General features: G+C 62.1%; 27 protein-coding genes. 10 read left to right on the top strand and 17 right to left on the bottom strand.

From position 1 onward, the window contains the following. Window positions 1–12: 12 nt before the first annotated feature. Both AC1DY9_RS20380 and AC1DY9_RS20375 read left to right on the top strand, forming a co-directional pair. Complete coding sequence (locus tag AC1DY9_RS20380) at window positions 13–666, top strand: DedA family protein (protein ID WP_477667485.1); 654 nt, start codon at window positions 13–15, stop codon at window positions 664–666. A gap of 127 nt (window positions 667–793) precedes the next feature. Next, a complete protein-coding gene (locus AC1DY9_RS20375; RefSeq protein WP_477667484.1) occupies window positions 794–2644 on the top strand; it encodes an AMP-dependent synthetase/ligase in 1851 nt (616 codons plus the stop codon). Here AC1DY9_RS20375 and AC1DY9_RS20370 read toward each other — a convergent pair. The 5 genes from AC1DY9_RS20370 to AC1DY9_RS20350 all read right to left on the bottom strand — a co-directional run bounded on the left by AC1DY9_RS20370 (window position 2628) and on the right by AC1DY9_RS20350 (window position 7320). Next, window positions 2628–3884 carry an ROK family transcriptional regulator gene (locus tag AC1DY9_RS20370; RefSeq protein ID WP_457278962.1) on the bottom strand — a complete coding sequence of 419 codons (1257 nt, stop codon included), beginning with the start codon at window positions 3882–3884 and terminating at the stop codon, window positions 2628–2630. The genes AC1DY9_RS20375 and AC1DY9_RS20370 overlap by 17 nt on opposite strands. Beyond that, on the bottom strand, window positions 3881–4333 hold the full coding sequence (locus tag AC1DY9_RS20365) for an RbsD/FucU family protein (RefSeq protein ID WP_477667483.1): 453 nt from the start codon (window positions 4331–4333) through the stop codon (window positions 3881–3883). Before AC1DY9_RS20365 ends, AC1DY9_RS20370 begins: the two co-directional genes overlap by 4 nt. A 146-nt stretch (window positions 4334–4479) precedes the next feature. Continuing rightward, entirely contained in the window at window positions 4480–5289 is an 810-nt protein-coding gene (locus AC1DY9_RS20360; RefSeq protein ID WP_457278960.1) for an ATP-binding cassette domain-containing protein, read from the bottom strand. Beyond that, window positions 5289–6245, bottom strand: a complete 957-nt coding sequence (locus AC1DY9_RS20355) for an ABC transporter permease (RefSeq protein ID WP_457278959.1) — start codon at window positions 6243–6245, stop codon at window positions 5289–5291. The genes AC1DY9_RS20360 and AC1DY9_RS20355 overlap by 1 nt, the downstream gene beginning before the upstream one ends. An 85-nt stretch (window positions 6246–6330) precedes the next feature. Next, a complete protein-coding gene (locus tag AC1DY9_RS20350) occupies window positions 6331–7320 on the bottom strand; it encodes a substrate-binding domain-containing protein (RefSeq protein ID WP_477667482.1) in 990 nt (329 codons plus the stop codon). 129 nt (window positions 7321–7449) lie between these two features. Here AC1DY9_RS20350 and AC1DY9_RS20345 point away from each other — a divergent pair, with 129 nt between their 5' ends. From AC1DY9_RS20345 to AC1DY9_RS20335, 3 genes are all read left to right on the top strand, one after another. Next, complete coding sequence (locus tag AC1DY9_RS20345; protein ID WP_477667481.1) at window positions 7450–8463, top strand: carbohydrate kinase family protein; 1014 nt, start codon at window positions 7450–7452, stop codon at window positions 8461–8463. A gap of 118 nt (window positions 8464–8581) precedes the next feature. Continuing rightward, on the top strand, window positions 8582–9904 hold the full coding sequence (locus tag AC1DY9_RS20340) for an SRPBCC family protein (protein WP_477667480.1): 1323 nt from the start codon (window positions 8582–8584) through the stop codon (window positions 9902–9904). A 29-nt stretch (window positions 9905–9933) separates the two neighbouring features. Beyond that, complete coding sequence (locus AC1DY9_RS20335; RefSeq protein ID WP_457279778.1) at window positions 9934–10395, top strand: aromatic-ring-hydroxylating dioxygenase subunit beta; 462 nt, start codon at window positions 9934–9936, stop codon at window positions 10393–10395. A gap of 65 nt (window positions 10396–10460) precedes the next feature. On the opposite strand, the gene AC1DY9_RS20330 is transcribed toward AC1DY9_RS20335, so the two are convergent. The 3 genes from AC1DY9_RS20330 to tsaE all read right to left on the bottom strand — a co-directional run bounded on the left by AC1DY9_RS20330 (window position 10461) and on the right by tsaE (window position 12743). Continuing rightward, entirely contained in the window at window positions 10461–10676 is a 216-nt protein-coding gene (locus AC1DY9_RS20330) for a glycine zipper 2TM domain-containing protein (protein WP_457278955.1), read from the bottom strand. A gap of 190 nt (window positions 10677–10866) precedes the next feature. Next, complete coding sequence (locus tag AC1DY9_RS20325; protein WP_477667479.1) at window positions 10867–12258, bottom strand: N-acetylmuramoyl-L-alanine amidase; 1392 nt, start codon at window positions 12256–12258, stop codon at window positions 10867–10869. Then, window positions 12255–12743 carry a tRNA (adenosine(37)-N6)-threonylcarbamoyltransferase complex ATPase subunit type 1 TsaE gene (gene tsaE / locus AC1DY9_RS20320; protein ID WP_477667478.1) on the bottom strand — a complete coding sequence of 163 codons (489 nt, stop codon included), beginning with the start codon at window positions 12741–12743 and terminating at the stop codon, window positions 12255–12257. Before tsaE ends, AC1DY9_RS20325 begins: the two co-directional genes overlap by 4 nt. Window positions 12744–12758: 15 nt before the next feature. Here tsaE and queG point away from each other — a divergent pair, with 15 nt between their 5' ends. Beyond that, window positions 12759–13811: a tRNA epoxyqueuosine(34) reductase QueG gene (queG, locus tag AC1DY9_RS20315; RefSeq protein ID WP_477667542.1), complete on the top strand. Its 1053-nt coding sequence runs from the start codon at window positions 12759–12761 to the stop codon at window positions 13809–13811. 204 nt (window positions 13812–14015) lie between these two features. On the opposite strand, the gene AC1DY9_RS20310 is transcribed toward queG, so the two are convergent. The 3 genes from AC1DY9_RS20310 to AC1DY9_RS20300 are packed head-to-tail and all read right to left on the bottom strand — an operon-like array spanning window position 14016 to window position 16280. Continuing rightward, the gene (locus AC1DY9_RS20310) at window positions 14016–14747 is read right to left on the bottom strand and encodes a DnaJ domain-containing protein (protein ID WP_457278952.1); all 732 of its coding nucleotides are present in this window, start codon (window positions 14745–14747) and stop codon (window positions 14016–14018) included. Between the two features lie 47 nt (window positions 14748–14794). Further along, window positions 14795–15319, bottom strand: a complete 525-nt coding sequence (locus AC1DY9_RS20305; RefSeq protein WP_457278951.1) for a hypothetical protein — start codon at window positions 15317–15319, stop codon at window positions 14795–14797. Between the two features lie 55 nt (window positions 15320–15374). Then, a complete protein-coding gene (locus AC1DY9_RS20300; protein ID WP_457278950.1) occupies window positions 15375–16280 on the bottom strand; it encodes an AEC family transporter in 906 nt (301 codons plus the stop codon). A gap of 110 nt (window positions 16281–16390) precedes the next feature. Here AC1DY9_RS20300 and AC1DY9_RS20295 point away from each other — a divergent pair, with 110 nt between their 5' ends. Continuing rightward, the gene (locus AC1DY9_RS20295) at window positions 16391–17371 is read left to right on the top strand and encodes a tripartite tricarboxylate transporter substrate binding protein BugE (protein WP_457278949.1); all 981 of its coding nucleotides are present in this window, start codon (window positions 16391–16393) and stop codon (window positions 17369–17371) included. A gap of 89 nt (window positions 17372–17460) precedes the next feature. Next, window positions 17461–18363 (top strand): site-specific tyrosine recombinase XerD, encoded by a 903-nt coding sequence (xerD, locus tag AC1DY9_RS20290; protein WP_457278948.1) that lies wholly within the window; start codon window positions 17461–17463, stop codon window positions 18361–18363. A gap of 285 nt (window positions 18364–18648) precedes the next feature. Here xerD and AC1DY9_RS20285 read toward each other — a convergent pair whose 3' ends face one another. Both AC1DY9_RS20285 and AC1DY9_RS20280 read right to left on the bottom strand, forming a co-directional pair. Continuing rightward, complete coding sequence (locus tag AC1DY9_RS20285; RefSeq protein ID WP_477667477.1) at window positions 18649–19935, bottom strand: class I SAM-dependent methyltransferase; 1287 nt, start codon at window positions 19933–19935, stop codon at window positions 18649–18651. A 98-nt stretch (window positions 19936–20033) separates the two neighbouring features. Then, a complete protein-coding gene (locus AC1DY9_RS20280; protein WP_477667476.1) occupies window positions 20034–20846 on the bottom strand; it encodes a ferritin-like domain-containing protein in 813 nt (270 codons plus the stop codon). A 151-nt stretch (window positions 20847–20997) separates the two neighbouring features. Between AC1DY9_RS20280 and AC1DY9_RS20275 the strand changes: the two genes are divergently transcribed. Beyond that, window positions 20998–21522: a gamma carbonic anhydrase family protein gene (locus tag AC1DY9_RS20275; protein ID WP_457278945.1), complete on the top strand. Its 525-nt coding sequence runs from the start codon at window positions 20998–21000 to the stop codon at window positions 21520–21522. A 161-nt stretch (window positions 21523–21683) separates the two neighbouring features. Next, the gene (gene hslO / locus AC1DY9_RS20270; protein ID WP_477646843.1) at window positions 21684–22652 is read left to right on the top strand and encodes an Hsp33 family molecular chaperone HslO; all 969 of its coding nucleotides are present in this window, start codon (window positions 21684–21686) and stop codon (window positions 22650–22652) included. Window positions 22653–22684: 32 nt separating this feature from the next. On the opposite strand, the gene AC1DY9_RS20265 is transcribed toward hslO, so the two are convergent. The 4 genes from AC1DY9_RS20265 to AC1DY9_RS20250 form a co-directional block, all read right to left on the bottom strand. Next, window positions 22685–23185 (bottom strand): hypothetical protein, encoded by a 501-nt coding sequence (locus tag AC1DY9_RS20265; protein ID WP_457278943.1) that lies wholly within the window; start codon window positions 23183–23185, stop codon window positions 22685–22687. Between the two features lie 30 nt (window positions 23186–23215). Continuing rightward, complete coding sequence (locus AC1DY9_RS20260) at window positions 23216–23491, bottom strand: septum formation initiator family protein (RefSeq protein WP_477667475.1); 276 nt, start codon at window positions 23489–23491, stop codon at window positions 23216–23218. A 197-nt stretch (window positions 23492–23688) separates the two neighbouring features. Further along, window positions 23689–24972, bottom strand: coding sequence for a phosphopyruvate hydratase (gene eno / locus AC1DY9_RS20255; RefSeq protein ID WP_457278941.1), 1284 nt, complete (start codon window positions 24970–24972; stop codon window positions 23689–23691). Between the two features lie 27 nt (window positions 24973–24999). Then, window positions 25000–25305 carry a DUF1330 domain-containing protein gene (locus AC1DY9_RS20250; protein ID WP_457278940.1) on the bottom strand — a complete coding sequence of 102 codons (306 nt, stop codon included), beginning with the start codon at window positions 25303–25305 and terminating at the stop codon, window positions 25000–25002. Between the last annotated feature and the right edge of the window lie 12 nt (window positions 25306–25317).

The raw sequence follows: 25317 nt of genomic DNA, 5'->3' as shown, positions 1-25317 counted from the left end.
AAAATCACCGGTATGGAATTTGCCACCTTTCTCATTGATTTCATTCTTCATGTCGACAAGCACCTGGAAGCCTTTGTCACCAGCTACGGCGCGTGGGTGTATGCCCTGTTATTCCTGATTATTTTTGTGGAAACCGGCGTGGTCGTCATGCCATTTTTGCCGGGTGATTCACTGCTGTTTGTGGTGGGCGCGATGTGCGGCGTCGGCCTCATGAGTTTTCCGGTGGCGGTGGCGTTGCTGTTTGTGGCAGCTGTGCTGGGCGACCAGTGCAACTACGGCATAGGGCGAGCGTTGGGTCCCAAGGTGTTTCAGTGGGAAAACTCGCGTTGGTTCAACAAAAAGGCTTTTGACCAGGCCCATGCGTTTTACGAGCGGTACGGCGGTATCACCATCATCGCGGCGCGTTTCATGCCGTTTCTTCGTACTTTTGCCCCCTTTGTGGCGGGCGTGTCGGACATGACGCGCAGCAAGTTCACGCTGTACAACCTTGTGGGCGGTGCACTGTGGGTCGGCGGCATCGTGACGGCTGGTTATTTTTTCGGCAACATCCCGTTCGTCAAAACCCATCTCGACAAGATCATCTGGGCCATGATTTTTATTCCCGGCCTGATTGTTATTTTCGGCGCCTGGAAGGCCAGGCGCAAAGCAGGCAACGCCGGCGCCTGAAGGTGCGCTGATACGCATCCGCCCAAGAGGCCTGTTGTTGAACGGGCTTGATGCAACGCAGTCACGCGCAACTGCGCACGTGATAAAAAATGACAGTGCCGCCTTTCTGGCTGGCAGGAAAACCTGAATGAACATCACTCCCCTGGATATTGCCGCAGTGCACACGCTGCCGGAATTACTGGCCTTTCGCGTGGCACACAGTCCCGAGGCTGAGGCTTACCGTGAATTTGATGCCCTCACCGGGCAATGGCACAGCACCTGCTGGGCTGAGGCCAGCGAGCGGGTCGCGCAGTGGCGGCGCGCGCTGGCGGCCACGCAGCTGCCGGCCCATGCGAGTGTTGCGATCCTGCTGCCCAACGGCCTCAATGCCGTGAGCATCGACCAGGCGGCCCTGTCGTTGGCGCTGGTGCCTGTACCGTTGCATGCCATTGACAATGCCGGCAGCATTGCCTACATCCTGGCGGACTGCGAAGCTTCCCTGCTGATGGTGTCGTCGCTTTCACAGTGGCAGGCCGTTGAGGCTGTCGGAACGCCCTTGCCGGCGCTGCGCTGCGTGGTGGTCGCCGTGCCTGAAGCGCCGTTGAGCGGGGCGGGTGGGGCGGTGGCAGTTGTGCCCCTGGCCGACTGGCTGGCGGCGGGGGAAGGGTACGCCGGCTTGCTGCCCGCACCGCAGGAGGACGACCTTGCGGCCATCGTCTATACCTCAGGCACCACGGGCAAACCCAAGGGTGTGATGCTGACGCACCGAAACATCGTGTCCAATGTACGGGCCATCCTGTCGCTGGTGGTACCGATGGTGGACGATGTGTTCCTGTCGTTCCTGCCGCTGTCGCACACGTTTGAACGGACCGCCGGTTATTACCTGCCCATTGCCGCCGGAAGCTGCGTGGCTTATGCGCGTTCCGTGCCCTTGCTGGCCGAGGACCTGAAAACCGTGCGTCCCACCGTGCTGATTTCGGTGCCGCGTATTTACGAGCGCGTATTTGCCAAACTGCAGGAGACACTGACGCAGTCGCCGCTTAAAACACGCCTGTTTCTGACGGCGCAGTCTGTCGGCTGGCGGCGGTTTTGCCGCGCACAGGGATTGCTTTTGGCGGAAAGCGAAAAAAGTCCGTGGGCATGGCTGGATCCCCTGGTTTGGCCCCTGCTGGAGCGGCTGGTGGCCGGAACCTTGCGGGCGCAGTTTGGTGGACGCGTGCGGGTGGCGGTGAGCGGTGGTGCGCCCTTGTCGCATGCGGTGGCACGCTGTTTCCTCGGGCTAGGCCTGCCGCTGCTGCAGGGCTACGGCATGACGGAGACATCGCCCGTGGTGTCGGGCAATGGTGTGGACGACAACGACCCGGCCACAGTGGGCAGGGCCTTGCCGGGTGTCGAGGTGCGCATCAGCGCCAACCAGGAACTGCAGGTGCGCGGCCCGCTGGTAATGAAGGGCTACTGGAAACGCCCCGAAGACACGGCCCGCGTGCTGACGGACGACGGCTGGCTGTGTACCGGAGACCAGGCCGTGATCGATGGCGGGCGTATCCGCATCATGGGACGCCTGAAGGAAATCATCGTGACGTCGACCGGCGAAAAAGTACCGCCGGGCGACCTCGAGGTGGCGATTGCCGCCGACTCCCTGTTCGACCAGGTCTTTGTGGTCGGTGAAAACCGCCCCTTCATCGCCTGTGTGGCAGTGGTCAACCCGGCGGAATGGCGGCGTGTGGCTGCGGCGCTGGCGGTGGACCCCGAGGACCCGGCCAGCCTGCACCTGCCGGCTGTGCACAAGCTCGCGCTGGAGCGCATGGCCGCCCAGGCGAAGGACTTCGCACGCTACGCGACGCCGCGTGCCGTGTACCTCACGCGGGAGCCGTGGACGCCCGAAAACACCCTGATGACGCCGACGCTCAAGCTCAAGCGCAACAACCTGATGGCTCGTTATGCGCGCGAAATCGAGGCGATGTACCGTCCCGAAGCGCGGATCAGCGGCCACCCTTGAGAAACAGGTCGCGGTCGGGTGCGAAGTTGGCATGCAGAGGCAGCATGGCACCGCCCAGTGCGCGAGCGTCGGAGCCAATGCTGCCGGCCATCACCTGGGCGGGCCAGAGACCTTCCCAGTTGTAGCGGCCGAGTGCTGCGCCCGTGGCTTCAATCAGGCGCTGCAGCAGCGGGCGGCAAAAGGAGCCATCCATCACCACGGCATCGATATCCAGCAGGGCCGTTGCGCTGACCACGCTGTGGGCCAGTGCATTGGCGGCGCTGGCCACCCAGGCCTGGGTGTCGGACTCGAACGGCGGCTGCAGGGCGCGTTCGTCGTAGGCTGCAGCCGGGTCAAGCCCGCGCGCCTTGAAACACTGCTCCAGTTCCCACAGCGAAGCCTGGCTGACCAGCTGTGGCGGCGCGCCGGGTGGCTGGGCCGCCTGCAATGGCAGCGACGCCACGGCGCCGGCGTTGTTGTGGATGCCTGCGTGAAGTTGTGAATTGATGACCAGGCCGCCGCCCACAAAGGTGTCGACAAACAAGTAGAGAAAGCTCTTGAGGTCGCGTCCGCGGCCCGACACCAGTTCGGCCACGCAGGCCGCCGAGGTGTCTTTGGCAAAACTCACGGGCAGGTCGGTCATGGCTTGCACTTCGGCGCTGAGGTCGATGTGGTTCCAACGGTCCGACTGCTGCGCCGACAGCCCCAGCATCCGGTGCCAGCCACCGAGCTGGAAGGGCGCGGCCACCCCCACACCGACCAGCCGCGGAGCCAGTGCACCGAGTTGCTCACGCAGGGTGCGCAGGTTCTGGCCGATCACGGGGAGCAGGGTGTCGGCATCGGGGAAGGCATAGGCCAGCGACAGGCGTTGGCGGACCTGCCCGGTGAAGTCGACCAGCAACCAGTCGGTGCTGCGCCGGCCAATCTTGATGCCCACTGAGAAGGCGCCGTCGGGGTTCAGCGCCAGCGGCACCGAGGGTTGGCCAATGCGCCCGCGCACGCGGTCGTGCCGGATCAGCAGGTCGTCTTCTTCCAGCCGGGCAGTGATCAGCCCGATGGTCTGTGCGGTCAGGTTGGTCAGGCGGGCCAGTTCGGCTTTGGGTACGCTACCGTGCAGGCGGATGGCCTGCAGCACCACGCGTTCATTGAACTGGCGCATGCCCACGTGGTTGGAGCCGCGCTGGCGCAGCCACACAGGCGTGGCTGCTTCGGATTCCGCGGGGGTAGCGGGAGTGGCCGCAGTGACAGGAGATTCGGTCATGGACGCACATTTTCGCCGATGACCCCTTTGCGCAGGATGAAGTTGCCAAAAGGCTGCAATTCACCCGTCACCACAATCGCATAGGCCTGGCGTACCCGCTCATAAAACGCGTAGCGCTCAACGGCCTCGGCCTGCTGATGCGGCAGCCACCCCGGGGCCAGCAGCGCCAGTACCTCGCGCTGTAGCTCCGAACGGTAGGGTGCCTCGGTACCGCTGACCTGCATGTAAGCCACCGGGTGATCCACATCTTCAGCCAGAGGCAGCAGCGAAGCCACGGCCCGTGCTGTTCGCGCCATGCCGTGGCCAGGCAGGCGCAGCACGGGTTTGCCCGCGCCCACACTCATGGCCGTGAAATTGGCATCGGCCAGCAGCAGCGCGTCGTCATGACCCATCTCGGCCAATACCTTGAGCAACTCGGGCGTGAGCAGGGGGTCAATGCCTTTAAGCATGAGCGGGCCTCATGCGTTGCGGTGTGACAAGCGTGGAAGCTTCTTCTTCACCAGCCGGGGCCGCGGAACCGGCTTCGCCGGGCCGCAGGCGCAGCGCCCCCTCGGGGGGCAGCGAGGACACGTCAGTGCCGAGCGTGGGGGCTGTTTCAGGCAAGCGCGGACTCCGGCAATTCTTCGGCCGTCTTGGCGCCCGTCATCACGGCCACGGTGTCGCTCATGCTGATGATCTTGGGATTCACGACCGCCGCACGGCGGCCCAGGCGCTGGATGTGGATGCGGTCGGCGATTTCAAACACATGCGGCATGTTGTGGCTGATCAAAATGACGGGCAGGCCTTTGTCGCGCACCCGGCGAATCAGCTCCAGCACCATGTTGCCTTCTTTCACGCCCAGGGCGGCCGTGGGTTCATCCATGATGACCACATGCTGCGCAAAGGCAGCGGCGCGCGCCACGGCCACGCACTGGCGCTGGCCGCCGGAGAGTGTTTCCACGGCCTGCGTCATCGAACGAATCCCGACCTTGAGCTCCTGCATGCGGGCAATGGCCTGCTCCAGCATCTTCTTCTTGTCGAGCACACGCAGCCAGCGGCCCAGGGGACCGGGCCTGAGGAGTTCGCGGCCCAGGAACAGGTTCTCCGCAATGCTCATGGCAGGGGCCACCGCCAGGTCCTGGTAGACGGTTTCGATCCCGGCACGGCGCGCATCGATGGGGGACTTGAAACGCATCGGCTTGCCGTCGAGCAGCAATTCACCTTCGTCGGGCACAGTGGCGCCCGACAGTGCCTTGATCAGCGAGGATTTGCCGGCGCCGTTGTCACCGATCACGGCCAGGATTTCGCCGGCGCGTAGTTCGAAGTCGGTACCGTCCAGTGCGGTGACCTGACCGTAGCGTTTGACCAGCCCTTTGGCCTGCATGATCAAAGGCGCAGGAGTTTGGAGGGGCGTTGGGGTGTTCATCAGCGAGGCCCTTTGCGCGACATCTGGTCGGCCGCGACCGCCAGGATCACCAGAATGCCGGTAATCAGTGTCTGGTAGACGGAGGCAACGCCCATCAGGGTGAGACCGTTGCGAAACACGCCCACAATCACCGCGCCGACGAGTGTGCCCAGAATGATGCCGCGTCCGCCAAACAGGCTGGTGCCACCCAGCACCACGGCGGTGATGGCATCCAGGTTTTCGGTTTGCCCGGCATTCGGGTCGCCGACGCCGGTGCGCGCCACCGACAGGAGCGCGGCGATGCCGTAAAAGAGGCCGGCCAGTGCATAGACGGCCACCAGCACGCGGTCGACCCGGATGCCGGTCAGCCGTGCGGCTTCGGCGTTATTGCCCACTGCATACAGGTGCCGGCCCGGTGCGGTGTCACGCAAGACAAACCACGCCAGCAGGTAGAGGCCGATCATGGCGACGGTGCCCAGGCTGACCTCCGTACTGCCCAGATCGAAGGTGTTGCCCAGCGCCGTCAATTCCGTCGGGAGGTTGGGAACGATTTGCGCGTTGGAGTAAATCTGGGTGATCGCAAATGCGATGTTCAGTGTGCCCAGCGTCACGATGAAAGGGGGCAATTTGATGCGGGTGACCAGCAGGCCATTGAGGAGGCCGAAGCCGGTCGTGACCGCCAGGCCGCAAGCAATGGCCAGGTAGGGGTCGATGCCGTAATTCACGGCGAACTTGGTCATCACCATGCCGCCCAATGCCATCACCATGCCGCAGGACAGGTCGATGCCGGCCGTCAGGATGATCAGGGTCTGCCCAATGGCCAGCACGCCGACGACCATCACCTGCTGCAGCACCAGGGACAGGTTTGCGCCCGTCAGGAAGCGGTCTGACTGGGTGGTAAAAAAGATGCAAGTGGCCAGCAGGGCCAGCCAGGGGCCGAGGGCCCCCCACGGGATGTGGCGCGAAGACAGGTTCATCGGTAAGGGCCCAGGATGAGGAAAATGATTTTGTCATCCCGCACCGGGTTCGGTCCGGGATGACAGCTGGCAAGCAGCAGGTCGATTACTTGGTGCCCCAGCAAAGGTCCATGCCGGTTTTGACGTCTTTGCTGTCTACGCCCGGGAGAGCTTTGGCCGAGATCAGGGTCACGCCGGTGTCGGTGTAACCCGACGCTTTTTTGCCGCCCTTGGCGTAACTGACGCCTGCTGCCACGCCCAGTGCCGCCATGGTCAGGGGGTATTGCTGTGAAGTCGCGGTGATGACGCCGGCTCCCGTGTCCTTGATGCCCTGGCAGCCGCCGTCGACCGAGAGGATGGTCACGCCTTTTTCCTTGCCGGCCTTTTTCAGTGCATTGAATGCGCCGGCGGCGGCCGGTTCGTTGATGGTGTAGACCACGTTGATATCGGGATTTTTTTGCAGGCAGTTTTCCATGGCGGTCTGGCCTTTGGCCTGGTCACCAAAACTGTCAGCCATGCAGACCACGGCTGGGTCTTTGGACAGCTCGTTGGATTTCGCGTCTGCCGCTGCCAGGCCGAAACCCTTCATGAAACCGTTGTGACGCTGTGCGCCCACGGGGTGACCGGGGAACAAATCGAGCGTGGCGATTTTGGCTGGCTTGCCGGCCATGGCCGCTTTGGCGTACTGGCCAATCAGCACACCGGCCTTGTAGTTGTCGGTGGCAAACAGCGCGTCAGCTCCCGCAAAAGGGCTGTCCAGTGCAATGACCTGCACGCCCTTGGCCTGCAGTTTTTTGACGGTGGGTGCGATGGCATCTCCGCTGGCGGTGATCAAAATGGTCTTGGCGCCGGCGGCAGCCATGTTTTCGAGGGCCGTGATCTGTCCAGCGGTGTCGCCGTCCGATTTGCCGGCGGCGGTCAGCAGCTTGGCGCCGAGTTTTTTGGCCTCGGCTTCAGCGCCTTCCTTCATCTTGACGAAGAAGGGGTTGGTTTCGGTTTTGGTAATCAGGCCGATCACAGGTTCGCCCGCTGCAAAGGCCGATGTGGCGGCCAGCGCGAGGCTGGACAGTGTCAAGAGAGTGGTGGTCTTTTTCATCAAATTGTCTCCTTGTTGAATCGACATTCCAGGCCGCCAGGCACTGGAGTTCGCGGGAAAATACCCATGAGTGCTGGGCGTTGGTGAACTATAGTGGCGCTTGAGTTATTAAATCAAGTTGTTTTAGTTATGGATTACCCTGAGAAAAACCCTGAAAAAGTGCTGCAAGTTGCAACCGCTGGTGAAGCGTTGATTGACCTGATCGTTCAATCGGACGGACGTTATGAACCCTGCCCGGGTGGCGCTGTTTTCAACCTGACGCGCGCGCTGGCCCGGCAGGGCGTCAACACCCTGTACCTCAACCCTCTGTCGCGCGATCGCTTTGGCCGCCAGCTGGCCGCAGCGCTGACCGGAGATGGTGTGCGGCTGGCCTGTCCACAGCCCGTGGCACAAAGCACCTCACTGGCCGTGGTGGGGCTGGATGACGCAGGCCATCCTGACTATGTTTTTTACCGGCAGGAAGTGGCGGACCGTGCAGTCACGGCGGACAGCCTGATCCAGTCGTGTCAGCGCGTCCCCGGGCTCGAGATGGTGTACACCGGCGCCCTGGCGCTCGCGCCCGAGGATGCGGGCCGCTACCTGCCGTGGCTGCGAGCCCAGCATCAGGCGGGCAGCGTGGTGGTGGTGGATGCCAACCTGCGGCCGTCGGTCATGCCGGACCTGCTGGCCTACAGGCGCAATGTGCACGCTGCGCTGCAACACGCCGACGTCGTCAAGGTCAGCGATGAAGACCTGGAAAGCCTGGAGACACCTGGCGCTGATGTATTTGCGCGGGCGCAGCATCTGCTCGGCACGAGCGGTGCCGGCTTGCTGGTTCTGACCCTGGGGCCGCACGGAGCCTGTCTGTTGACACGCGATGGCCGGCAGTGGCGCGCCCGCGAATCCCGGCCGTTGGCGGTGGTGGATACCGTGGGGGCGGGTGACTGTTTCCTCGCCGGCTTCATGGTTGCCTTGCTCGCGCGGAAAACCGCTGCGAGCGGTACTGGCGCTTTGGTGGCGTTGGTCGGCGATGACGCGGGGCGCAGTTTGCTGGCCCATGCTGTGGCCAGCGCCAGCTTGTGTGTCATGCAGCGTGGCTGTGTGCCTCCGACCGGGGCGGAAGTGCAGGCCAGGATTGAACAGGCAACCTGCGTATTTGACTGACGGCCGCTACCGATGCCTTACTGAAAAGATCAGGGAAAGAAGTCAGAGATCGTAAGTAAGCGTATTATCTGTCCGAAATCCTGTGCGCAGGTACGCTGCAGGACCCGGAGACACTCAGATGAACGCACCCCATACCCTGTCACGCTGGAGCGACCCCGGCTCCAGTCGCGTGCCCTTTTGGGCCTACACCGATGCGCAGCTATACCAGCGCGAGCTGGAGAAAATCTTTTACGGCGCGCACTGGTGCTATGTGGGCCTGGAAGCCGAGATTCCCAATGTGGGCGACTACAAACTCAGCCATGTCGGCGAACGCCAGGTGCTGATGGTGCGGGACCGTATCGCGCCCAAAGACCGTGCCACCGACCACGGCATACGCGTTGTTGAAAACCGTTGCGCCCACCGTGGTGTGCGCTTTTGCCAGAACCCGCAGGGCAATGCGCGCAGCTTTGTCTGCCCGTATCACCAGTGGACCTACAAACTCAACGGCGACCTGGCGGGGTTGCCCTTCAAGGACGGCGTGAAAGAGGGTGATTGCGTCAACGGCGGCATGCCCGAAGGGTTCGATCTCAAGGATCATGGGCTGACCAAGTTGCGTGTTGCAGTGCTGCACGGCCTGGTGTTTGCCACTTTCAGCGACGACACCGAACCGCTGGAAAACTATCTCGGCCAGCAGATCACGCCGTGGTTGGACCGCATCTTCAAAGGCCCTGACGGAGCGCGCAAGCTGACGCTGCTGGGCTACAACCGCCAGCGCATTCCGGGCAACTGGAAGCTGATGATGGAAAACATCAAGGACCCTTACCACCCCGGCCTGCTGCACACGTGGTTTGTGACCTTCGGCCTTTGGCGTGCCGACCAGAAAAGCCGCATGGTGATGGACGGCGAGGGCCGCCATGCCGTGATGATTTCGCGCCGCAACGAGGGTGGGCAGAACGACGCCGTGACCGAAGGCGTGACCTCGTTCAAGGCCAACATGGCCCTGCATGACGACCGCCTGCTGGACGTGGTGCCCGAGCCCTGGTGGAAGATGCCCGACCCATCCAGCCCGGGCAGCGACATCACGCCCACCGTGACTATGATCACGCTGTTTCCCAGCCTTATCATCCAGCAGCAGGTCAATTCGCTGAGCACACGCCATATCGTGCCGCGTGGGCAGGGTGAGTTTGATTTCATCTGGACGCACTTCGGCTTTGCCGACGACACCCCCGACATGACGCAGCGTCGCCTGCGCCAGGCCAACCTGTTCGGCCCGGCCGGTTTTGTCAGTGCGGATGACGGTGAAGTGATCGAGTTCAGCCAGGCCGGCTTTGCACAGGCTGGCGACACCGGCTCAACACTGTGCGAGCTGGGCGGCACCGGCACCGAGATGACGGAGCACATGGTCACCGAAACCCTGATCCGCAGCATGTATGCCTACTGGAAGAAAGTCATGGGTCTATGACGGCGACTGAACAGGGACTGCAGCGCCTGATGCTGCAACTGGAGGTGGACCAGCTCAACGCAGCCTACGCGGCGGCGCTGGACGAAAAGCGGTTTGATGCGTGGCCGGAATTCTTTGTGGAAGAGGGCAACTACAAGGTGCAGGCCCGCGAGAATTTTGACCGCGGCCTGCCGCTGGCCCTGATGGCGCTGGAAAGCCGGGGCATGATGAAGGATCGGGTGTATGGCGTCACGCAGACGATCTATCACGGGCCTTATTACATGCGCCACATCGTCAGCCCGGCGCGCATCCTCTCGGAGGAAGGCGATGTCGTCAAGGCCGAGGCCAACTACGCGGTGTTCCGCACCAAGCCGGGCGGCGTGAGCGAGGTCTACAACGTCGGGCGTTATATCGACGAGCTCATCAAAAAAGACGGCGTCCTGAAATTCAGGAGCCGTCTTTGTGTGTATGACAGCGAGATGATCCTCAACTCGCTGATCTATCCGGTGTAGCAGGGATACTGGTGCAGGCAGCACCAACCCGGCAGGTGCCGGGGCCGCGTTGCCTGGCGTTTCTTTTAGCGCCTCTTACCGACCTCGTTACCGATCACCGCTCCGGCCGCCGCGCCGCCCACGGTGCCCAGGGTGCTGCCGAATACGGCATTACCGACCAGGCCACCGGCCACGGCACCAACACCGGTGCCTATCTGTGCATTGGTCGGGCTGGTGCTGCAACCACCCAGGCCGATCAGTGCCGCCGCTGCTACCGCTGACATCATCAATTTCGTATTCATCCTGTCCACCTTTGCTCAGAGTTTCAGGCTCTTGCTGGGGTATTCACATCGTGAAGTCCTGACCTTGCCTGTGATTTCACTGTAGGGGGACGGGTATGTGGAGGTTGTAGGAGAAGGTTGCCGCGGCGTGTCGGCTTGCCGCGGTCTTTGGTGGTAATTTTCGGCGCATCAATGCGCGCCGATGCGGTACTTAAACAGCGCGGTTGCGCGCCAGCGGCGGGTTGCGCGCGAAGTAGCGCGTGATGCCGCGCATCAAGGCGTCGGCCAGCTGTACCTGGTATTCGTCGCTGCGCAGTTTGGCTTCTTCGTCGGGGTTGCTGATGAAGGCGGTCTCCACCAGCACGCTGGGGATGTCGGGCGCTTTGAGGACAGCGAAGCCGGCTTGCTCGACCTTCGGTTTGTGCAGCTTGCCGACATTGCCGATCTCGCCCAGCATGGCACTGCCGAGCTTGAGGCTGTCGTTGATCTGCGCCGTGGTGCTCATGTCGAGCAGGGCTTTCTGTACCTGGGCGTCCTTGGCCTTGACGTTGATGCCGCCCACCAGGTCGGCGGAGTTTTCTTTATCGGCGATCCAGCGCGCGGCGCTGCTGGAGGCCCCTTTTTCGCTGAGCGCGAAGACGCTGGCGCCTTGCGGTCGTGCCGTAAAAAATGCGTCGGCATGGATGCTGATGAAAAGGTCGGCCTGCACGCGCCGCGCTTTTTGCACGCGCACATGCAGCGGCACAAAGAAGTCGGCATCGCGCGTGAGGTAGGCGCGCATATTGGGCTGCTGGTTGATACGGTCGCGCAGGCGGTGCGCGATCTGCAGCACCACGTCTTTCTCGCGCGTGCCGCCGGGGCCGACGGCGCCGGGATCTTCCCCTCCATGGCCCGGGTCCAGCGCGACGATGACGAGACGGTCGGTCTTGTTCTTCGCAATGACGGCCGCTTCGGGCGAGGTCTTGGCGCCGCCGGGGGTGGCAGGGCCGGTCGTTGGCCCGTGGGCCTTGTCCTTGTCTTTTTCCGCGACGACTGCCGGCGGTGGCTTGCCGTCGGCCTGCTTGCCCGACTGCCGCGCGATCAGGTCGGCGATAGGGTCGTTGGCGGGGGCGGGTGTGGTGCCCGGTTGCCTGTCGGCGAGCTTCTCGGCAATCAGGGCTTCGAGCGGGTCGGCGACCTGCGTCGGGTACAAGTCGAACACCAGCCGGTACTGGTAAGCCGCTACAGGCGGCAGGGTGAATACCTGCGGCTGGATGGGCTGCTTGAGGTCTATTACGAGCCGCACCACGCCAGGGGCGTTTTGCCCCACGCGTATGCCCGAGATATTCGGGTCGTCGGATTTCACCTTGGCGACCAGTTCGCGCAGCGCGGGAATCAGGTCTATGCCTTCCATGTCGACGGCAAGGCGCGGCGGGTCGGCGATGAAAAATTGTTTTGCCTTGATCTCGCCGTCGGATTCGATGGTGAGCCGCGTGTAGTCTTTGGACGGCCAGACACGCACGGCCACGATGGTCGCGCCGCGCGCGATGTGCTGCACGCCCAGCAGAAGCACCACGCTGCCCAGTTGCAGGGCGCTGCGGCGGGTGACGGGCTGCCGCTTCATGCCAGCAATTCCGCGCCTGTGGGCGTGTGAGCCGTCAGGGTAACTGTGCGGGTATCGTCCGGCAGGACTTCCAGGTGGAGCAGCAGATCAGGTTGCGGCAGATGCGGTCCTGCTTTTTCCGGCCATTCGACCAGCTTGAGCCCGGTGCTGGCAAAGATGTCGCGTAACCCCGCCTCTTCCCACTCGCGCGGATCGTTAAAGCGGTAGAAGTCAAAATGCCAGATATTCATCTTCGGCAAAGTGTAGGGCTCGACCACCGCATACGTGGGACTTTTGATGCGGCCTTCGACGCCCAAACTCTTGAGCAGGTGGCGCACAAAGGTGGTCTTGCCGGCGCCAAGGTCGCCCTGAAGCTCAATGAGCGCGCGGCCAATGGCGGGATGACCCGCCAGTGCCTGCGCGAAGGCTGCCGTGGCCGCTTCGTCCTGCCAGGCAATGTTTTTTACAATCAGCGGGTGCCCGCCAGCAATTCTTTGAACAGTCATCAATTCGTTTCTCAAATTCAAACTTGGGCGCGCGAGCTTGGATTTTCGCAAATTGGCGTGGCCGGTGTGGATTTATCGTCGGCCGAGCCTGGATTATCAGCCTGGCTCGCTGCAGGCTTCCATGGTGACATGCATTACATGGCGGCGCACGGGCTCAAACGGGCCCGGCCGGCCGAGCTGATTCCGGGCACCATCAGCGTCATCACGGCACGCATGGACTATCTGCCTGCATCGACGGCTGCCGCCCCAGGCGAATGGCAGGCCCTTGAGTTCAGCCGGCTTGAGCGGCCGGCGGAAGGCATTGTGTCGGTGTATGCACGTGGCCGCGACTATCACAAGATCATGCGCGCCCGTCTGCAAAAACTCAGCGAACGCATCTCCGGCCACGTCGGTCAGCTCGGCCATCGGGCTTTCACCGACTCCGCGCCCGTGCTGGAGGCCGAACTGGCAGCCCGTAGCGGCCAGGGCTGGCGCGGCAAACACACCTTGCTGCTCAACCGGGAGGCGGGCTCCATGTTCTTCCTGGGGGAAATCTACGTTGACATTGTCCTGCCGCCCAGCGAGCCGGTGACGCCGCACTGCGGTACCTGCCAGGCCTGCATTGACGTGTGCCCCACGCGGGCGATCATCGCGCCCCACAAGCTGGATGCGCGGCGTTGCATCTCTTACCTCACCATCGAACACGCGGGCCCGATTCCCCTGGAGCTTCGCCCGCTGATGGGTAACCGGATTTATGGTTGCGACGACTGCCAGCTGGTCTGCCCGTGGAATAAATTCGCCCAGCGCAGTGCCTTGCCCGATTTTGACGAGCGCAGCGGCTTGACGGGGCAGCAGCTCGTCACCCTGCTTGGCTGGACGGAAGCGGCGTTTTTGCGATTCACTGAAGGCAGCCCGATACGCCGTATTGGCCATGAGCGCTGGCTGCGCAACCTTGCGGTGGCCATGGGCAATGCCCTGCGGGTGCTCGATCCTGAGGCGGGACAGCCCCTGCGCGAGGCCCTGCAAATGCATGCCGCTTCTCCCAGCGAGCTGGTGCGGGAACATGTGGCCTGGGCCCTTGATCAGTAAATTTGAACGAAAATGGCCTGCAGCCCTTTGGAGACAAGCGCAAGCAGCTCCTAAATCAATAGCAAAGCATTTGGCATGTCATGCGCTTGAGCGATAAGCGCATATTAGACTTAAGGCTCGAACCGAGGTGCTGGCTTCGCGCCGGCCATCAGGCATCCGACACGAAGTGCCTGACCGGGCAGCCACAAAAGGCAGCGCGGTCTTTTAGCAGTCCCAGCGCCGGTAGTTCTGGTAGCACAACTCGCGAATACGGGCTTTGTCTCTGGCCAGCTGGTTTTGCGCTTCCCTTACCTTGTTTTGTTCACGTGATTGGGCTTCGTACTCCTTGCGCTGCGCTTCACGCTGTTCAGCACTGGCTCTTTGTGATTCCAGATAGCTGCGCTGCGCTTCCGCTGAACGGACATTGTTGATTGCGCGCTCGCTTTCTTGGCGGAATTGCCGCTCTTGCTGTGCTGCCTGCTTGGCAATCTGCTGTCTGTTCGCTTCTTCCGCAGCCAGACGGAGTTCTTCCTTCCTGGCATCCTCTTCCGCTTGTACCTTCAGCCGAAGTTCTTGTGCGGCCTGTTCCTTGCGCGCAGCTTCACGCTTGGAGCTGATGTAAAAACTCCCTGCGAACAGCATTGCAACTCCCACAGCCAGAATGACCACAACACGTGTGAGTCCCGACGATTCCTGCTCGACTTTGATTGTTCTGTCCAGACGTGCGGCCGCGGGCCTCGTTAGCGTACTGCTGAGCTTGCGATCATGCGCAGCCCTGGACTCGTCGTCTCGCAGTACCTGGTAGGCGGTTTTGACTTCCAGGAATCTGTCAACGGCTTGTGGGTCAGCCGCCAGCCTGGCCGGGGAGTAATGGATATTTGCCTTGTTAAAGGCCACTTCAATGTCTTCTTTGTTGGCGTTTCCGGGTACTCCCAGAACCAGATAGGCTGACTTCATGAAATCCCTGTGAGGTAGATATTGTTAGTGGTTATCCGCGACGGAGCCTAGCGCCGGCTTGACGTACTTACAGTTACTGTGATTCTTCTTGCTGTATGTGCTTCAGCTCCGGCATCGACACCTGTAAGTCGGGAATTTTCTGGATAGACGCTCGGTGTCGATATAGCAAGACGAGCTTTGCTTGTCCGTTTGCTGTCCATGCACTCGGCCTCAATGGCTCCCCTAATCTCTGCAGGATTGCCTTTCTTGGCAAACACGGAAGAAACCAGTTCTTTTTGCTGAATTTTTTCCAACCGACCAATAGTTTTGGCATCAATTTGGGCATGCAAGCCCTCAAGGGTTTCCTTGTGGGCTCTGGCCTGAATAATGGGCATGGCACGGGCTCCCAAATCTGCGCACTGCGTGTCGGCAGCGGCATTGACCTGTTCCTTGCTAAAGGAGCCAGTTAAGGAGGAATACTTTTTCTGGATCTCGGTGTCGCAGGGTTTGTCCTGGAATGTGGCTCCACATTTGAACAATTGCTGACTGCTTGCTGCAGAACACGCGATCGCCGCAAATACGGCGACCATCATTGGCCTGTAAATTCCCACGTATTTCCTCCCTGCCGGCGTCTGATGTCACAAATTTTTACATCAGTATACCGAGAGCGAAAGGCAGGCTAAGAATGCCCAGCATTGTTGAAAGTGTCACCAGGCCCGCCACGTAACCCCCGTTGTAGCCCATGCGCGCCGCCAGCACGTACGCGCTGGAGGCCGTCGGCAAGGCGGAAAACGCCAGCAGGATGGTGCTTTGTACGGACGACAGCCCGAAGGCTTTGCACAGGCCCAGGGCCACGACCGGCATCAACAGATGCCGTATCGACAGCACGGCCACTGCCAGCGTTTTGGCTTGCGACAGGTGACCGAACTGCATGCCGGCGCCTGCTGCCATCAGGCCCAGGGCCAGCGAGGCGGCTCCGATGCGGGTCACCGTGGGTTCGAGCCAGACAGGCAGGGTAAAGCCGAGCAGGTTGGCCACCAGGCCTGTGGCCGTGGCAAGGATCAGCGGATTGCGCACCAGCTCGCCCATGAAGCCGCGCTTGGCGTGCCGCGCCATGGGCCACACCGCCGCCACGTTGAAAAGCGGCACGCATACACCAATCAGCACGGCGATCAGCTGCAGGCCCTGGCTGCCCGCCAGCCGGTCGGCCAGGGCCAGCGCAATGAAGGAGTTGAAGCGAAACGCCACCTGCGCGCTGGCGGCGTGCTCACGCGAGTCGATGTGCCTGCCCAGCCAGGGCAGGTGCGGCAGGCTGTAGGCCATCGCAATACCGGCTATTCCCAGCAGGATGCCGGCGCTGATGAGGCTGGAGGCGGCGCCCAGGTCCAGCGGGCTTTTGACGATCGAATGAAAAAGCAGGACCGGAAACAAAAAGTAATAAACCAGGCTCTCCACCTGTTCCCATACGGTGCGGTTGAGGGCGGTGTAGCGGCAGACGAGGTAGCCGCAAACAATCAGGGAAAAGTCGGGAAAAAGAAGCTGCGCGTAGTTCACTCGCCGAGAATAACCGCAATCCCCCCGGGTTTGCCCTTATGCGTAATCCACAACTGCGGGGCATGAATGTTGCGATTACCATTTCTGCTGTTTTTATTGAAGGACTGAACATGCAACGTCGTTATCTGTTTGCCTATTCCGTGGTGTCCGCGCTTGCGCTGGGCGCCGCCGCAGGCCCCGCATTGGCACAGGGTTATCCCAACAAGGTGGTCAAGCTCGTGGTGCCGTTTGCACCGGGTGGCACCACTGATATCGTCGCCCGCGTCATCTCCGAGCCACTGGGCAAGGCCTTGGGCCAGAGCGTGATCGTCGAAAATCGGGCCGGCGGCGGCGGCGTGGTGGGCGCACTTGAGACATCGCGCGCCGTTCCCGATGGTTATGCGTTGGGCGTGGCCACGGTGTCCACCACCGCGGCCAATCCGGCCATCAACCCCAAGATCCCGTACAACACGCTGACGGACTTCACGCCCATCATCAACATCGCCGCAACGCCCAACATCATTGCGGTACACCCGAGCTTTCCGGCGCGCAACTACAAGGAGTTTGTGGCTGAGCTCAAAAAGAACCCCGGCAAGTATTCCTATTCATCCTCGGGCACCGGTGGCATCGGTCACCTGCAGATGGAGCTCTTCAAGAGCATGTCGGGTACTTTCGTGACGCACATCCCCTACCGCGGCGCGGGTCCGGCCCTGAACGACACCGTGGCCGGGCAGGTGCCCATGATTTTTGACAACCTTCCATCGGCCCTGCCGTTCATCCAGCAAAAGCGCCTGATCCCCATTGTGGTGGCCGCGCCCCAGCGCCTGGCTGTGCTGCCGGATGTACCCACTTTCAAGGAAGTCGGCCTGGAGCCTGTGAACCGCATGGCCTATTACGGCATCATCGGCCCGAAAGGCTTGCCAAAGGACGTGGTCGACAAGGTCAGCGCCGGGGTGAAGAAATCGCTGGAAGATCCGGCGATACGCAAACGGATCGAAGACACCGGCTCCCTGATCATTGCGAATACGCCCGAGCAGTTCACGGCGCAGATCAAGGCCGAATTTGATGTCTATAGAAAAGTGGTCGACTCGGCCAAGCTCAAGCTCGAATAGAACTTTGAAGCCGGGCTGACCGGAAGCAAAGCTACCCGTAAGCCGCCGCGCATTCAAATGTGCGGCGGCTTTTTTGTTATGGTCACCCCATGCAGCCAGAAAGCCAGTCCAGTATTGATGGGTTTATTGACGCCTTGTGGCTGGAAGACGGGCTGTCCAAAAACACCCTGGCGGCTTACCGCCGCGACTTGTCGCTCTACGCCGGATGGTTGGCTGCCAGGGAGCAGGGAGGGCGAAAACTTGACGAGACGGCGGAGGCCGATCTCAACCGCTACTTTTCGGCCCGGCACGCTGCGACCAAGGCAACATCCGCCAACCGGCGCCTGACGGTGTTCAAGCGCTATTTTCGCTGGGCATTACGCGAGCACCTGATTGCTGCAGACCCGACGCTCAAACTCCAGTCGGCAAAGCAGGCGCTTCGGGTGCCCAAAGTCATGAGCGAAGCCCAGGTTGAAGCCCTGCTGGCCGCACCCGACGACGGCACGCCGCTGGGCCAGCGCGACCGCGCCATGCTGGAACTGTTGTACGCCAGCGGCCTGCGCGTAAGCGAGCTGGTGGGCCTCAAGACATTTCATGTGGGACTGAACGAAGGGGTGCTTCGCGTCATGGGCAAAGGCAGCAAGGAACGGCTGGTGCCCTTCGGCCAGGTGGCACGGGAATGGATTGTGAAATACCTGGCAGACGCGCGGCCGGCCATCCTGGGCGGGCAGCAGACCGACGACCTGTTTGTCACCGGCCACGGCAAGGGAATGAGCCGCGTGATGTTCTGGATGCTGGTGAAAAAATATGCGCGGCTTGCCGGCATCAACTCGCCGCTGTCTCCGCACACCTTGCGCCATGCATTTGCCACGCATTTGCTGAACCACGGCGCCGACCTGCGCGCGGTGCAGATGCTTTTGGGCCATGCCGATATTTCCACCACGACGATTTACACCCATGTGGCGCGTGAACGGCTCAAAGCGCTGCATGCGCAGCACCACCCCAGGGGGTAGTAGAGCCCCACGGTCGTTCGCTGCGTAACTCGCTGCCCCCGAGGGGCCGCCCACCCTACGGCCCGGCAAAGCCGGTTCCGGCGCTCATGCTGGCATGAATAGTTCCGCGGGCGTAATCGAGTAGAGAGGTATTTCACCAGCAGGTGCCGCGGAACCGGCTTTGCCGGGCCGCAGGCACCGTCCCCTGCAAGGGGAAAAGGGCTACACGAAGTGAGCCCGATAGGGGTGTGCCGATTTTTCGGCTTCGCCGGCCCCCGGCGCCGCCCCCTGCAAGGGGGGAACAGGCTACACGGAGTGAGCCTGGACGGGGGTGTACATGTAGTCCCGGTTGAACGGGTAGCTAGACTGGGCGCCGGTGACCGGTGTGTTGTGCACATCACCTGAGGGCCGCGCCGCCAGCATCTGGTGCAGCGAGATCCAGCCTTGCTCAAAGCTCATTGCGCTGCCTGCCAGGTAGAGGCGGTAGGCGCGCAAAGTCTTCTCCGCGCGTTCGGCGCCGCCGTCTGCGGCCAGTACCTGACGCGCGTCGTCCAGCCTGGCCTCCAGGGCGTCCGACCAGTTCCACAGCGTGCGTGCATAGTGGGGGCGCAGGTTTTCGGTGTCCACCATCTCCAGGCCTGCGCGTGACATGTGCTCCAGCACGGCGCTGACGTGCATCAGCTCACCGCCGGGGAAGATGTACTTTTCGATGAATTCGCCCATGCCGGCGCCGAGCTGGCGGTTTTCCAGGCCGCCGGCCGTGATGCCGTGGTTCATGACCAGCCCGCCCGGGGCCAGCAGGCGCATGATCTTCTGGAAGTAGGCCGTCATGTTGGCATGGCCCACATGCTCAAACATGCCCACGGACGAGATCTTGTCGAAGGGCTGGTCTTCCGGCATGTCGCGGTAGTCGCGCAGCTCCATGCGCACGTGCCCCTCCAGGCCTTTTTCCTGAATCAGCCGCTGCACGTGCGCGTGCTGGTTTTTCGACAGGGTGATGCCGGTGGCATCGACGCCGTAATGTTCGGCCGCCCACATCAGCAGGGCGCCCCAGCCGGCGCCAATGTCCAGGAAGCGTTCGCCGGGCTTGAGCATGAGCTTGCGGCAGATGTGGTCGAGCTTGGCTTCCTGGGCCTGGGCCAATGTCATGGCGTTGTCGCTGTAGTAGGCGCATGAATACACCCGCCGAGGGTCGAGCCAGAGCGCATAGAAGGCGTCGGACACGTCATAGTGGAACTGGATTTGCGCTGCATCCCGGCTTTGGGTGTGGGCGGCCAGGGACTTGGCGCGGTGCAGCAGGCCGGACCACCAGCCGGTGTCGCTTTGCACCGGGTTGCCGGGCAGCAGTTTGGTGACGGCGCGCATCACGTCGCGCATGGCGCCCTCGAGCTGGAGTTTGCCTTCGACGTAGTCCTCTGCCAGGGCGCCGATCTGGCCGGCCTTGAGGCGGGCGATGGAAGACCAGTGCGAAAACGCGAGCTTGACGGGGGCGTTAGGCTCTCCGAGACGCTGGCCCTGCGGCAGCTGCAAGGCGATGTCCGCGGGCAAGCCCGGCATTTGCGAAGGGATGTCTGGAACGAGATGCCGGATCATGCGCAAACTCCTTTTCAAGAGTTTTGCAGTCTAGCGCTGTTCGAAAATCCCTGCCGTGACTGTATGTGTAGGAATTCGCCGCGTCCTGGAACCTGTTGCTAGACCAGAAGCGCCAGTTCCGCCTCGTCAAAACCAGCCCGCCGGCGGGCGTCCAGGTTCAGCGGGCCCTTCAGGCGAGGCGCCCCATACTGCCTGGCCAGCACCGGGTAGGTCGCCACCGGATCCAGGCCCCGCTGGGCGCACAGGTAGCGGTACCAGCGGTTGCCGATGGCGACGTGGCCGATTTCGTCGCGCAGGATGATGTCCAGGATGTCCACGGCTCGCAGCGCGTCCGGCGTGCCGACCTTGCGCAGCTTGGCCTGCATGGGTGGGGTGGCGTCCAGGCCGCGGGCCTCCAGGGTGCGCGGCACCAGCGCCATGCGCGCCAGCACGTCGCCTTCGGTTTTGGCGGTCATGTCCCATAGCCCTGTGTGCGATGGGAAATCGCCGTAGTCGTAACCCATGGCCTGGAGATGGGCGCGCAGCAGGCTGAAATGGTGGGCTTCTTCGGCGGCTACCTGCCGCCAGTCCAGGTAGTAGGCCCGCGGCATGCCGGCAAAACGCCAGATGGCGTCCAGGGCGAGGTTGATGGCATTGAACTCGATGTGCGTGACGGCATGAAGCAGGGCCGCCAACCCCTCGTGTGTGAAAGGTGAGCGCTTGGGTACATCCAGGTGAGAGCGCAGTTCCGGCCGTTCCGGGCATCCGGGCAGACCCGGCGGCGCAGGAATCGCCAGCTCCTTTGCTATCAAAACAGTAGCTGCTTGCGCTTGCGCCTGTTGGGCCAGGCGCACTTTTTGCTCTGGATTTTTGGTGAGAAGGGCCTGCAGCGCTTGCTGGCGCAGTTCTGCAGGGGCCAGTAGATCCGTCATGAATCCATTGTCGTTGATACCTCGGGATGCCGGGATTGGTTGCCGGCGGTGTACGCTGAATGACAGGGGAAGCTGCCTCCTTACAATCGGTGCATAGCCGCCACGCTCTTTCCCGTTTGTGGCCTTTGGCTTTAATTTTGAGTGAGAACGCATGGCTATTTATCAATTGGACAAGCTGACCCCCACCGTTCCTGCGTCTGCCTGGGTGGCCGACAACGCCCAGGTGATCGGCGATGTGCGGCTTGGCGAAGACTGCAGCGTCTGGTTTGGCGTGGTGATCCGGGGCGACACCGAAACCATCACGGTGGGCCGGGGCACCAATGTCCAGGACAACAGCGTGCTGCATGCCGACATGGGCGTGCCCCTTACCCTCGGGGAAGACGTCACGGTGGGCCACCAGGTCATGCTGCACGGCTGTACCATCGGCGATGGTTCGCTGATCGGCATCCAGGCGGTTGTGCTCAATCACGCAAAGATCGGCAAGAACTGCCTGGTCGGGGCGGGCTCCGTGGTCACCGAAGGCAAGGAATTCCCGGACGGCTCCCTGATCATCGGCAGCCCCGCCAAAGCGGTAAGGCAGCTTTCCCCCGAGCAGATCGAGGGTTTAAAAATGATCGCGAAGCACTATATAGAAAATGCCCAGCGCTACAAGGCCGGGCTCAAGAAAATCGCCTGAACGGCACTTAAGCATGATCAAACCCAATAAATACACACAGAGCGCTAGCGTCGGAGTTCCCATTCCAGCAGGGGCCGCGGAACCGGCTTCGCCGGGCCGCAGGCGCAGCGGCCCCCTCGGGGGGCAGGGAGCTACACGAAGTGAGCGACCGTGGGGGCCCAATGTCTGAGTTGCATAAATTCATCTTTGAAGGCCTGCCGGTTCGCGGCATGCTGGTTCGCCTGACCGATTCCTGGCAGGAAATCCTCAAGCGCAGACAGGCGGCCGGCGGCTACCCGGCCGAGGTCATGCAGCTGTTGGGCGAAATGACGGCCGCCGGCGCGCTGATGCAGAGCAACATCAAGTTCAATGGTGCGCTCATTCTTCAGATCTTCGGCGACGGCCCGGTCAAGCTGGCCGTGGCCGAGGTTCAGCCCGACCTGAGCTTGCGCGCCACCGCCACGGTGACGGGTACGGTCGATGCGGGCAGTTCGCTGAGCCAGCTGGTCAACGTGAGCAATCAGGGGCGCTGCGCGATCACGCTGGACCCCAAGGACAAGTTGCCGGGGCAGCAGGCCTACCAGGGTGTGGTGCCGCTTTTTGGCGATCAGCGCGAGAAGATTGAGAACCTGGCGGAAGTGCTTGAGCATTACATGCTGCAAAGTGAGCAGCTCGACACCAAACTGATTCTGGCAGCCGACGGCAAGGTGGCTACCGGCCTGCTGATCCAGCGGCTGCCGGTCAAAGGCCAGGGGAACCTTGAAGGCCAGATCGACCGGGACGCCAACGAAGACCAGATCGGCGTCAATGAAGACTACAAACGTATTGCCATGCTGGCCGGCACGCTCAAGCGCGAAGAGCTTTTAACTCTCGATGCCGACACGATCCTGCGCCGCCTTTTCTGGGAAGAGCAGGTCACCCGGTTTGAACCCGCCACCCCCAGTTTTGCCTGCAGCTGTTCGCGCGACCGTGTGGGCAACATGCTGCGCAGCCTGGGTACAGACGAAATCGAAAGCATCATTTCCGAACGTGGCAAGGTCGCGGTTGGGTGCGAATTTTGCGGCGCACAGTATGAATTTGACCCGGTGGATGCGGCGCAGCTTTTCACCAGCCAGACCAACCAGCAGCCACCCACGTCCACCGTGCAATAGTTTCGTCGGCCGCGCTGCGGCAGGGCAATGCTTCAAGCGGTTGCTGCAGCGCGCTCCGCCAGCAGGTCGCTGAGCAGGCGGTGCTCACAAGCAGGATCGCTGCACTTTTCGCAGACCCACACCCAGGCCTTCCTGCTTTTTTGGGGGCTTGCTGTCGCGCCGGGCGTGCTTCGGGTGAAAGTCGGGGCACGGGGCCGCAGACTTTGCGCGGCCTCCAGCGCCCGGGCAAGGCGCTGCTCTGCGGTCCCGTACATCACGCGATAGGGAATGCCCGCGTGCGACAGGGTTGCACGAATCGACTGGTCGGCGCTGTGTTGAAGTTGCCGGCGTTCATCGGCCGTTGTTGCCGCCTGCACTTCTTCCAGTCCCATGAGCAGCGTCAGCCCAAAGCTGGGGAGGTCGGCAGGAAGGGACGCGGCATCGGTCACGGCTACGGTGGCTTCGTGCCCCGAGATTTTCAGGGCGCAGTCCAGCGCAGCGGCAAGCTGTCTCTTTCCGGTAAGTGGAGCGCCGGTAACGGCAATTTTCAGCACGGGTACTTTCGCAGGCTGGATACCCAGGGCTTACTTGGTCACCTGCACGAAGATTTCATTCGGCTTGACCATTCCGAGTTCGATCCGGGCTTTTTCTTCGACCATTTCGAGCCCCTCCTTCAGGTCTCGGACTTCTGCAGCGAGCTGGTCATTGGCAGCCTGCGCCTGAACGTTTTTGGCGAGCTGCTCGGTCAGCCGGTGCTGCATGTCGCGCACGCTGGGAATGCTGCCCCGGCCGATCCAGAGTTGCGCGTGGAATATGGCTAGCAGCGCAATCAGGATGGYGGGGACGAGTCGGTTTCCCATGCCTATGCTTGAGGGTGATGATTAAAGGACAAGGTTTTTTCGCCGGGCCGCCCCAAGAAAAAACGCGCCCCCTCGGGGGGCAGCGAAGTACGCGAAGCGACGAGCGTGGGGGCTGACTTTTCGCCGGGCCGCCCCAAGAAAAAACGCGCCCCCCCGGGGGGCAGCGAAGTACGCGAAGCGACGAGCGTGGGGGCCATTTACCGGAGGTTATAAAAGGCCGCGCGGCCCGGATAGGTGGCGATGTCACCCAGGTCTTCTTCGATGCGCAGCAGCTGGTTGTACTTGGCCATGCGGTCCGAGCGCGAGAGTGAACCGGTCTTGATCTGGCCCGCATTGGTGCCCACGGCGATGTCGGCAATCGTGGAGTCTTCGGTTTCGCCCGAACGATGGCTGATGACGGCGGTGTAGCCGGCGCGCTTGGCCATCTCGATGGCGGCAAAGGTCTCGGTCAGCGTGCCGATCTGGTTGATCTTGATCAGGATGGAGTTGGCAATCTGCTTGTCGATGCCTTCCTTGAGGATCTTGGTGTTGGTGACGAACAGGTCGTCGCCGACCAGCTGCACCTTTTTGCCCAGGCGTTCGGTCAGGGTCTTCCAGCCGTCCCAGTCGCCTTCGGCCATACCGTCTTCGATGCTGATGATGGGGTATTTGTCGACCCAGGTTGCCAGGATGTTGGTCCATTCGGTGGCGTCCAGGCTCAGGCCTTCTGCGCCCAGGACGTATTTGCCGTCCTTGTAGAACTCCGACGCTGCGCAATCGAGGCCCAGGGCAATTTGTTCGCCGGCCACATAACCAGCGGCGTCGATGGCCTCCAGGATCATCTGGATGGCCGATTCATGGTTGGCCACATTGGGTGCAAAGCCGCCTTCGTCGCCGACGGCCACACTCATGCCCTTGTCGTGCAGGATTTTCTTGAGCGCATGAAACACTTCAGCACCGTAGCGCACGGCCTCGCGAAAGCTTGGTGCGCCCACGGGAATGATCATCAGTTCCTGCAGGTCCAGGTTGTTGTTGGCATGCGCGCCGCCGTTGACGACGTTCATCATGGGCACGGGCATCTGCATGGCACCGCTGCCGCCGAAGTAGCGGTACAGGGGCAGGCCGGCTTCTTCAGCTGCTGCGCGTGCCACGGCCATGCTGACGGCCAGCGTGGCGTTGGCGCCCAGGCGCGATTTGTTGTCGGTACCGTCCAGGTCGATCAGCGTGCGGTCCAGGAAGGCTTGTTCGCTGGCGTCCAGGCCCAGCACGGCTTCGGAGATTTCGGTGTTGATGTGTTCGACGGCCTTGAGCACGCCTTTGCCGAGGTAGCGCGACTTGTCGCCGTCGCGCAACTCAATGGCTTCACGCGAACCGGTGGACGCGCCCGAAGGCACTGCAGCACGGCCCATGACGCCGGACTCCAGCAGCACGTCGCACTCAACGGTAGGGTTGCCACGGCTGTCGAGAATTTCGCGGCCGACGATATCAACAATTGCGCTCATTAGGTTCCTTTTTTTGTAGAGAGGGGATCAGACCGGGGCGGCAACGCCTTCGACCAGGACCATATTGAAAAACTCGGTGGCGCCAGCACGCTTGGCACGCGCGGCGCGGTACATTTCGTCGTCATAAAAGGCCTTGGCCTTTTCGTAGCTGGGAAAGCGCAGCATGGCGACGCGTGCAGGTTGCCAGGTGCCTTCCAGCGCCTCAAACTTGCCACCGCGCACCAGGTATTCGCCCCCAGCGGCCGCAACCGCGGCAGGCGCGGCCGCCATGTACTGCTTGTACTGCTCGGGGTCGGTGATCTTCATGTCGACAATGATGTAGGCGAATGTCATGGCTTGTGTAGG

Source organism: Polaromonas sp. P1_F6 (assembly GCF_056405695.1).
Note: the sequence above shows the minus strand (reverse complement) of the source record. Positions and strands in the feature narration are given on the sequence as shown.

What these genes read in the sequence shown, in the direction of transcription:
- AC1DY9_RS20380 (WP_477667485.1), top strand. Translation starts at nt 13, where the DNA reads ATGGAATTTGCCACCTTTCTCATTGATTTCATTCTTCATGTCGACAAG.
- AC1DY9_RS20375 (WP_477667484.1), top strand. Translation starts at nt 794, where the DNA reads ATGAACATCACTCCCCTGGATATTGCCGCAGTGCACACGCTGCCGGAA.
- AC1DY9_RS20370 (WP_457278962.1), bottom strand. Translation starts at nt 3,884, where the DNA reads ATGACCGAATCTCCTGTCACTGCGGCCACTCCCGCTACCCCCGCGGAA.
- AC1DY9_RS20365 (WP_477667483.1), bottom strand. Translation starts at nt 4,333, where the DNA reads ATGCTTAAAGGCATTGACCCCCTGCTCACGCCCGAGTTGCTCAAGGTA.
- AC1DY9_RS20360 (WP_457278960.1), bottom strand. Translation starts at nt 5,289, where the DNA reads ATGAACACCCCAACGCCCCTCCAAACTCCTGCGCCTTTGATCATGCAG.
- AC1DY9_RS20355 (WP_457278959.1), bottom strand. Translation starts at nt 6,245, where the DNA reads ATGAACCTGTCTTCGCGCCACATCCCGTGGGGGGCCCTCGGCCCCTGG.
- AC1DY9_RS20350 (WP_477667482.1), bottom strand. Translation starts at nt 7,320, where the DNA reads ATGAAAAAGACCACCACTCTCTTGACACTGTCCAGCCTCGCGCTGGCC.
- AC1DY9_RS20345 (WP_477667481.1), top strand. Translation starts at nt 7,450, where the DNA reads ATGGATTACCCTGAGAAAAACCCTGAAAAAGTGCTGCAAGTTGCAACC.
- AC1DY9_RS20340 (WP_477667480.1), top strand. Translation starts at nt 8,582, where the DNA reads ATGAACGCACCCCATACCCTGTCACGCTGGAGCGACCCCGGCTCCAGT.
- AC1DY9_RS20335 (WP_457279778.1), top strand. Translation starts at nt 9,934, where the DNA reads ATGCTGCAACTGGAGGTGGACCAGCTCAACGCAGCCTACGCGGCGGCG.
- AC1DY9_RS20330 (WP_457278955.1), bottom strand. Translation starts at nt 10,676, where the DNA reads ATGAATACGAAATTGATGATGTCAGCGGTAGCAGCGGCGGCACTGATC.
- AC1DY9_RS20325 (WP_477667479.1), bottom strand. Translation starts at nt 12,258, where the DNA reads ATGAAGCGGCAGCCCGTCACCCGCCGCAGCGCCCTGCAACTGGGCAGC.
- tsaE (WP_477667478.1), bottom strand. Translation starts at nt 12,743, where the DNA reads ATGACTGTTCAAAGAATTGCTGGCGGGCACCCGCTGATTGTAAAAAAC.
- AC1DY9_RS20310 (WP_457278952.1), bottom strand. Translation starts at nt 14,747, where the DNA reads ATGAAGTCAGCCTATCTGGTTCTGGGAGTACCCGGAAACGCCAACAAA.
- AC1DY9_RS20305 (WP_457278951.1), bottom strand. Translation starts at nt 15,319, where the DNA reads ATGATGGTCGCCGTATTTGCGGCGATCGCGTGTTCTGCAGCAAGCAGT.
- AC1DY9_RS20295 (WP_457278949.1), top strand. Translation starts at nt 16,391, where the DNA reads ATGCAACGTCGTTATCTGTTTGCCTATTCCGTGGTGTCCGCGCTTGCG.
- xerD (WP_457278948.1), top strand. Translation starts at nt 17,461, where the DNA reads ATGCAGCCAGAAAGCCAGTCCAGTATTGATGGGTTTATTGACGCCTTG.
- AC1DY9_RS20285 (WP_477667477.1), bottom strand. Translation starts at nt 19,935, where the DNA reads ATGATCCGGCATCTCGTTCCAGACATCCCTTCGCAAATGCCGGGCTTG.
- AC1DY9_RS20280 (WP_477667476.1), bottom strand. Translation starts at nt 20,846, where the DNA reads ATGACGGATCTACTGGCCCCTGCAGAACTGCGCCAGCAAGCGCTGCAG.
- AC1DY9_RS20275 (WP_457278945.1), top strand. Translation starts at nt 20,998, where the DNA reads ATGGCTATTTATCAATTGGACAAGCTGACCCCCACCGTTCCTGCGTCT.
- hslO (WP_477646843.1), top strand. Translation starts at nt 21,684, where the DNA reads ATGTCTGAGTTGCATAAATTCATCTTTGAAGGCCTGCCGGTTCGCGGC.
- eno (WP_457278941.1), bottom strand. Translation starts at nt 24,972, where the DNA reads ATGAGCGCAATTGTTGATATCGTCGGCCGCGAAATTCTCGACAGCCGT.
- AC1DY9_RS20250 (WP_457278940.1), bottom strand. Translation starts at nt 25,305, where the DNA reads ATGACATTCGCCTACATCATTGTCGACATGAAGATCACCGACCCCGAG.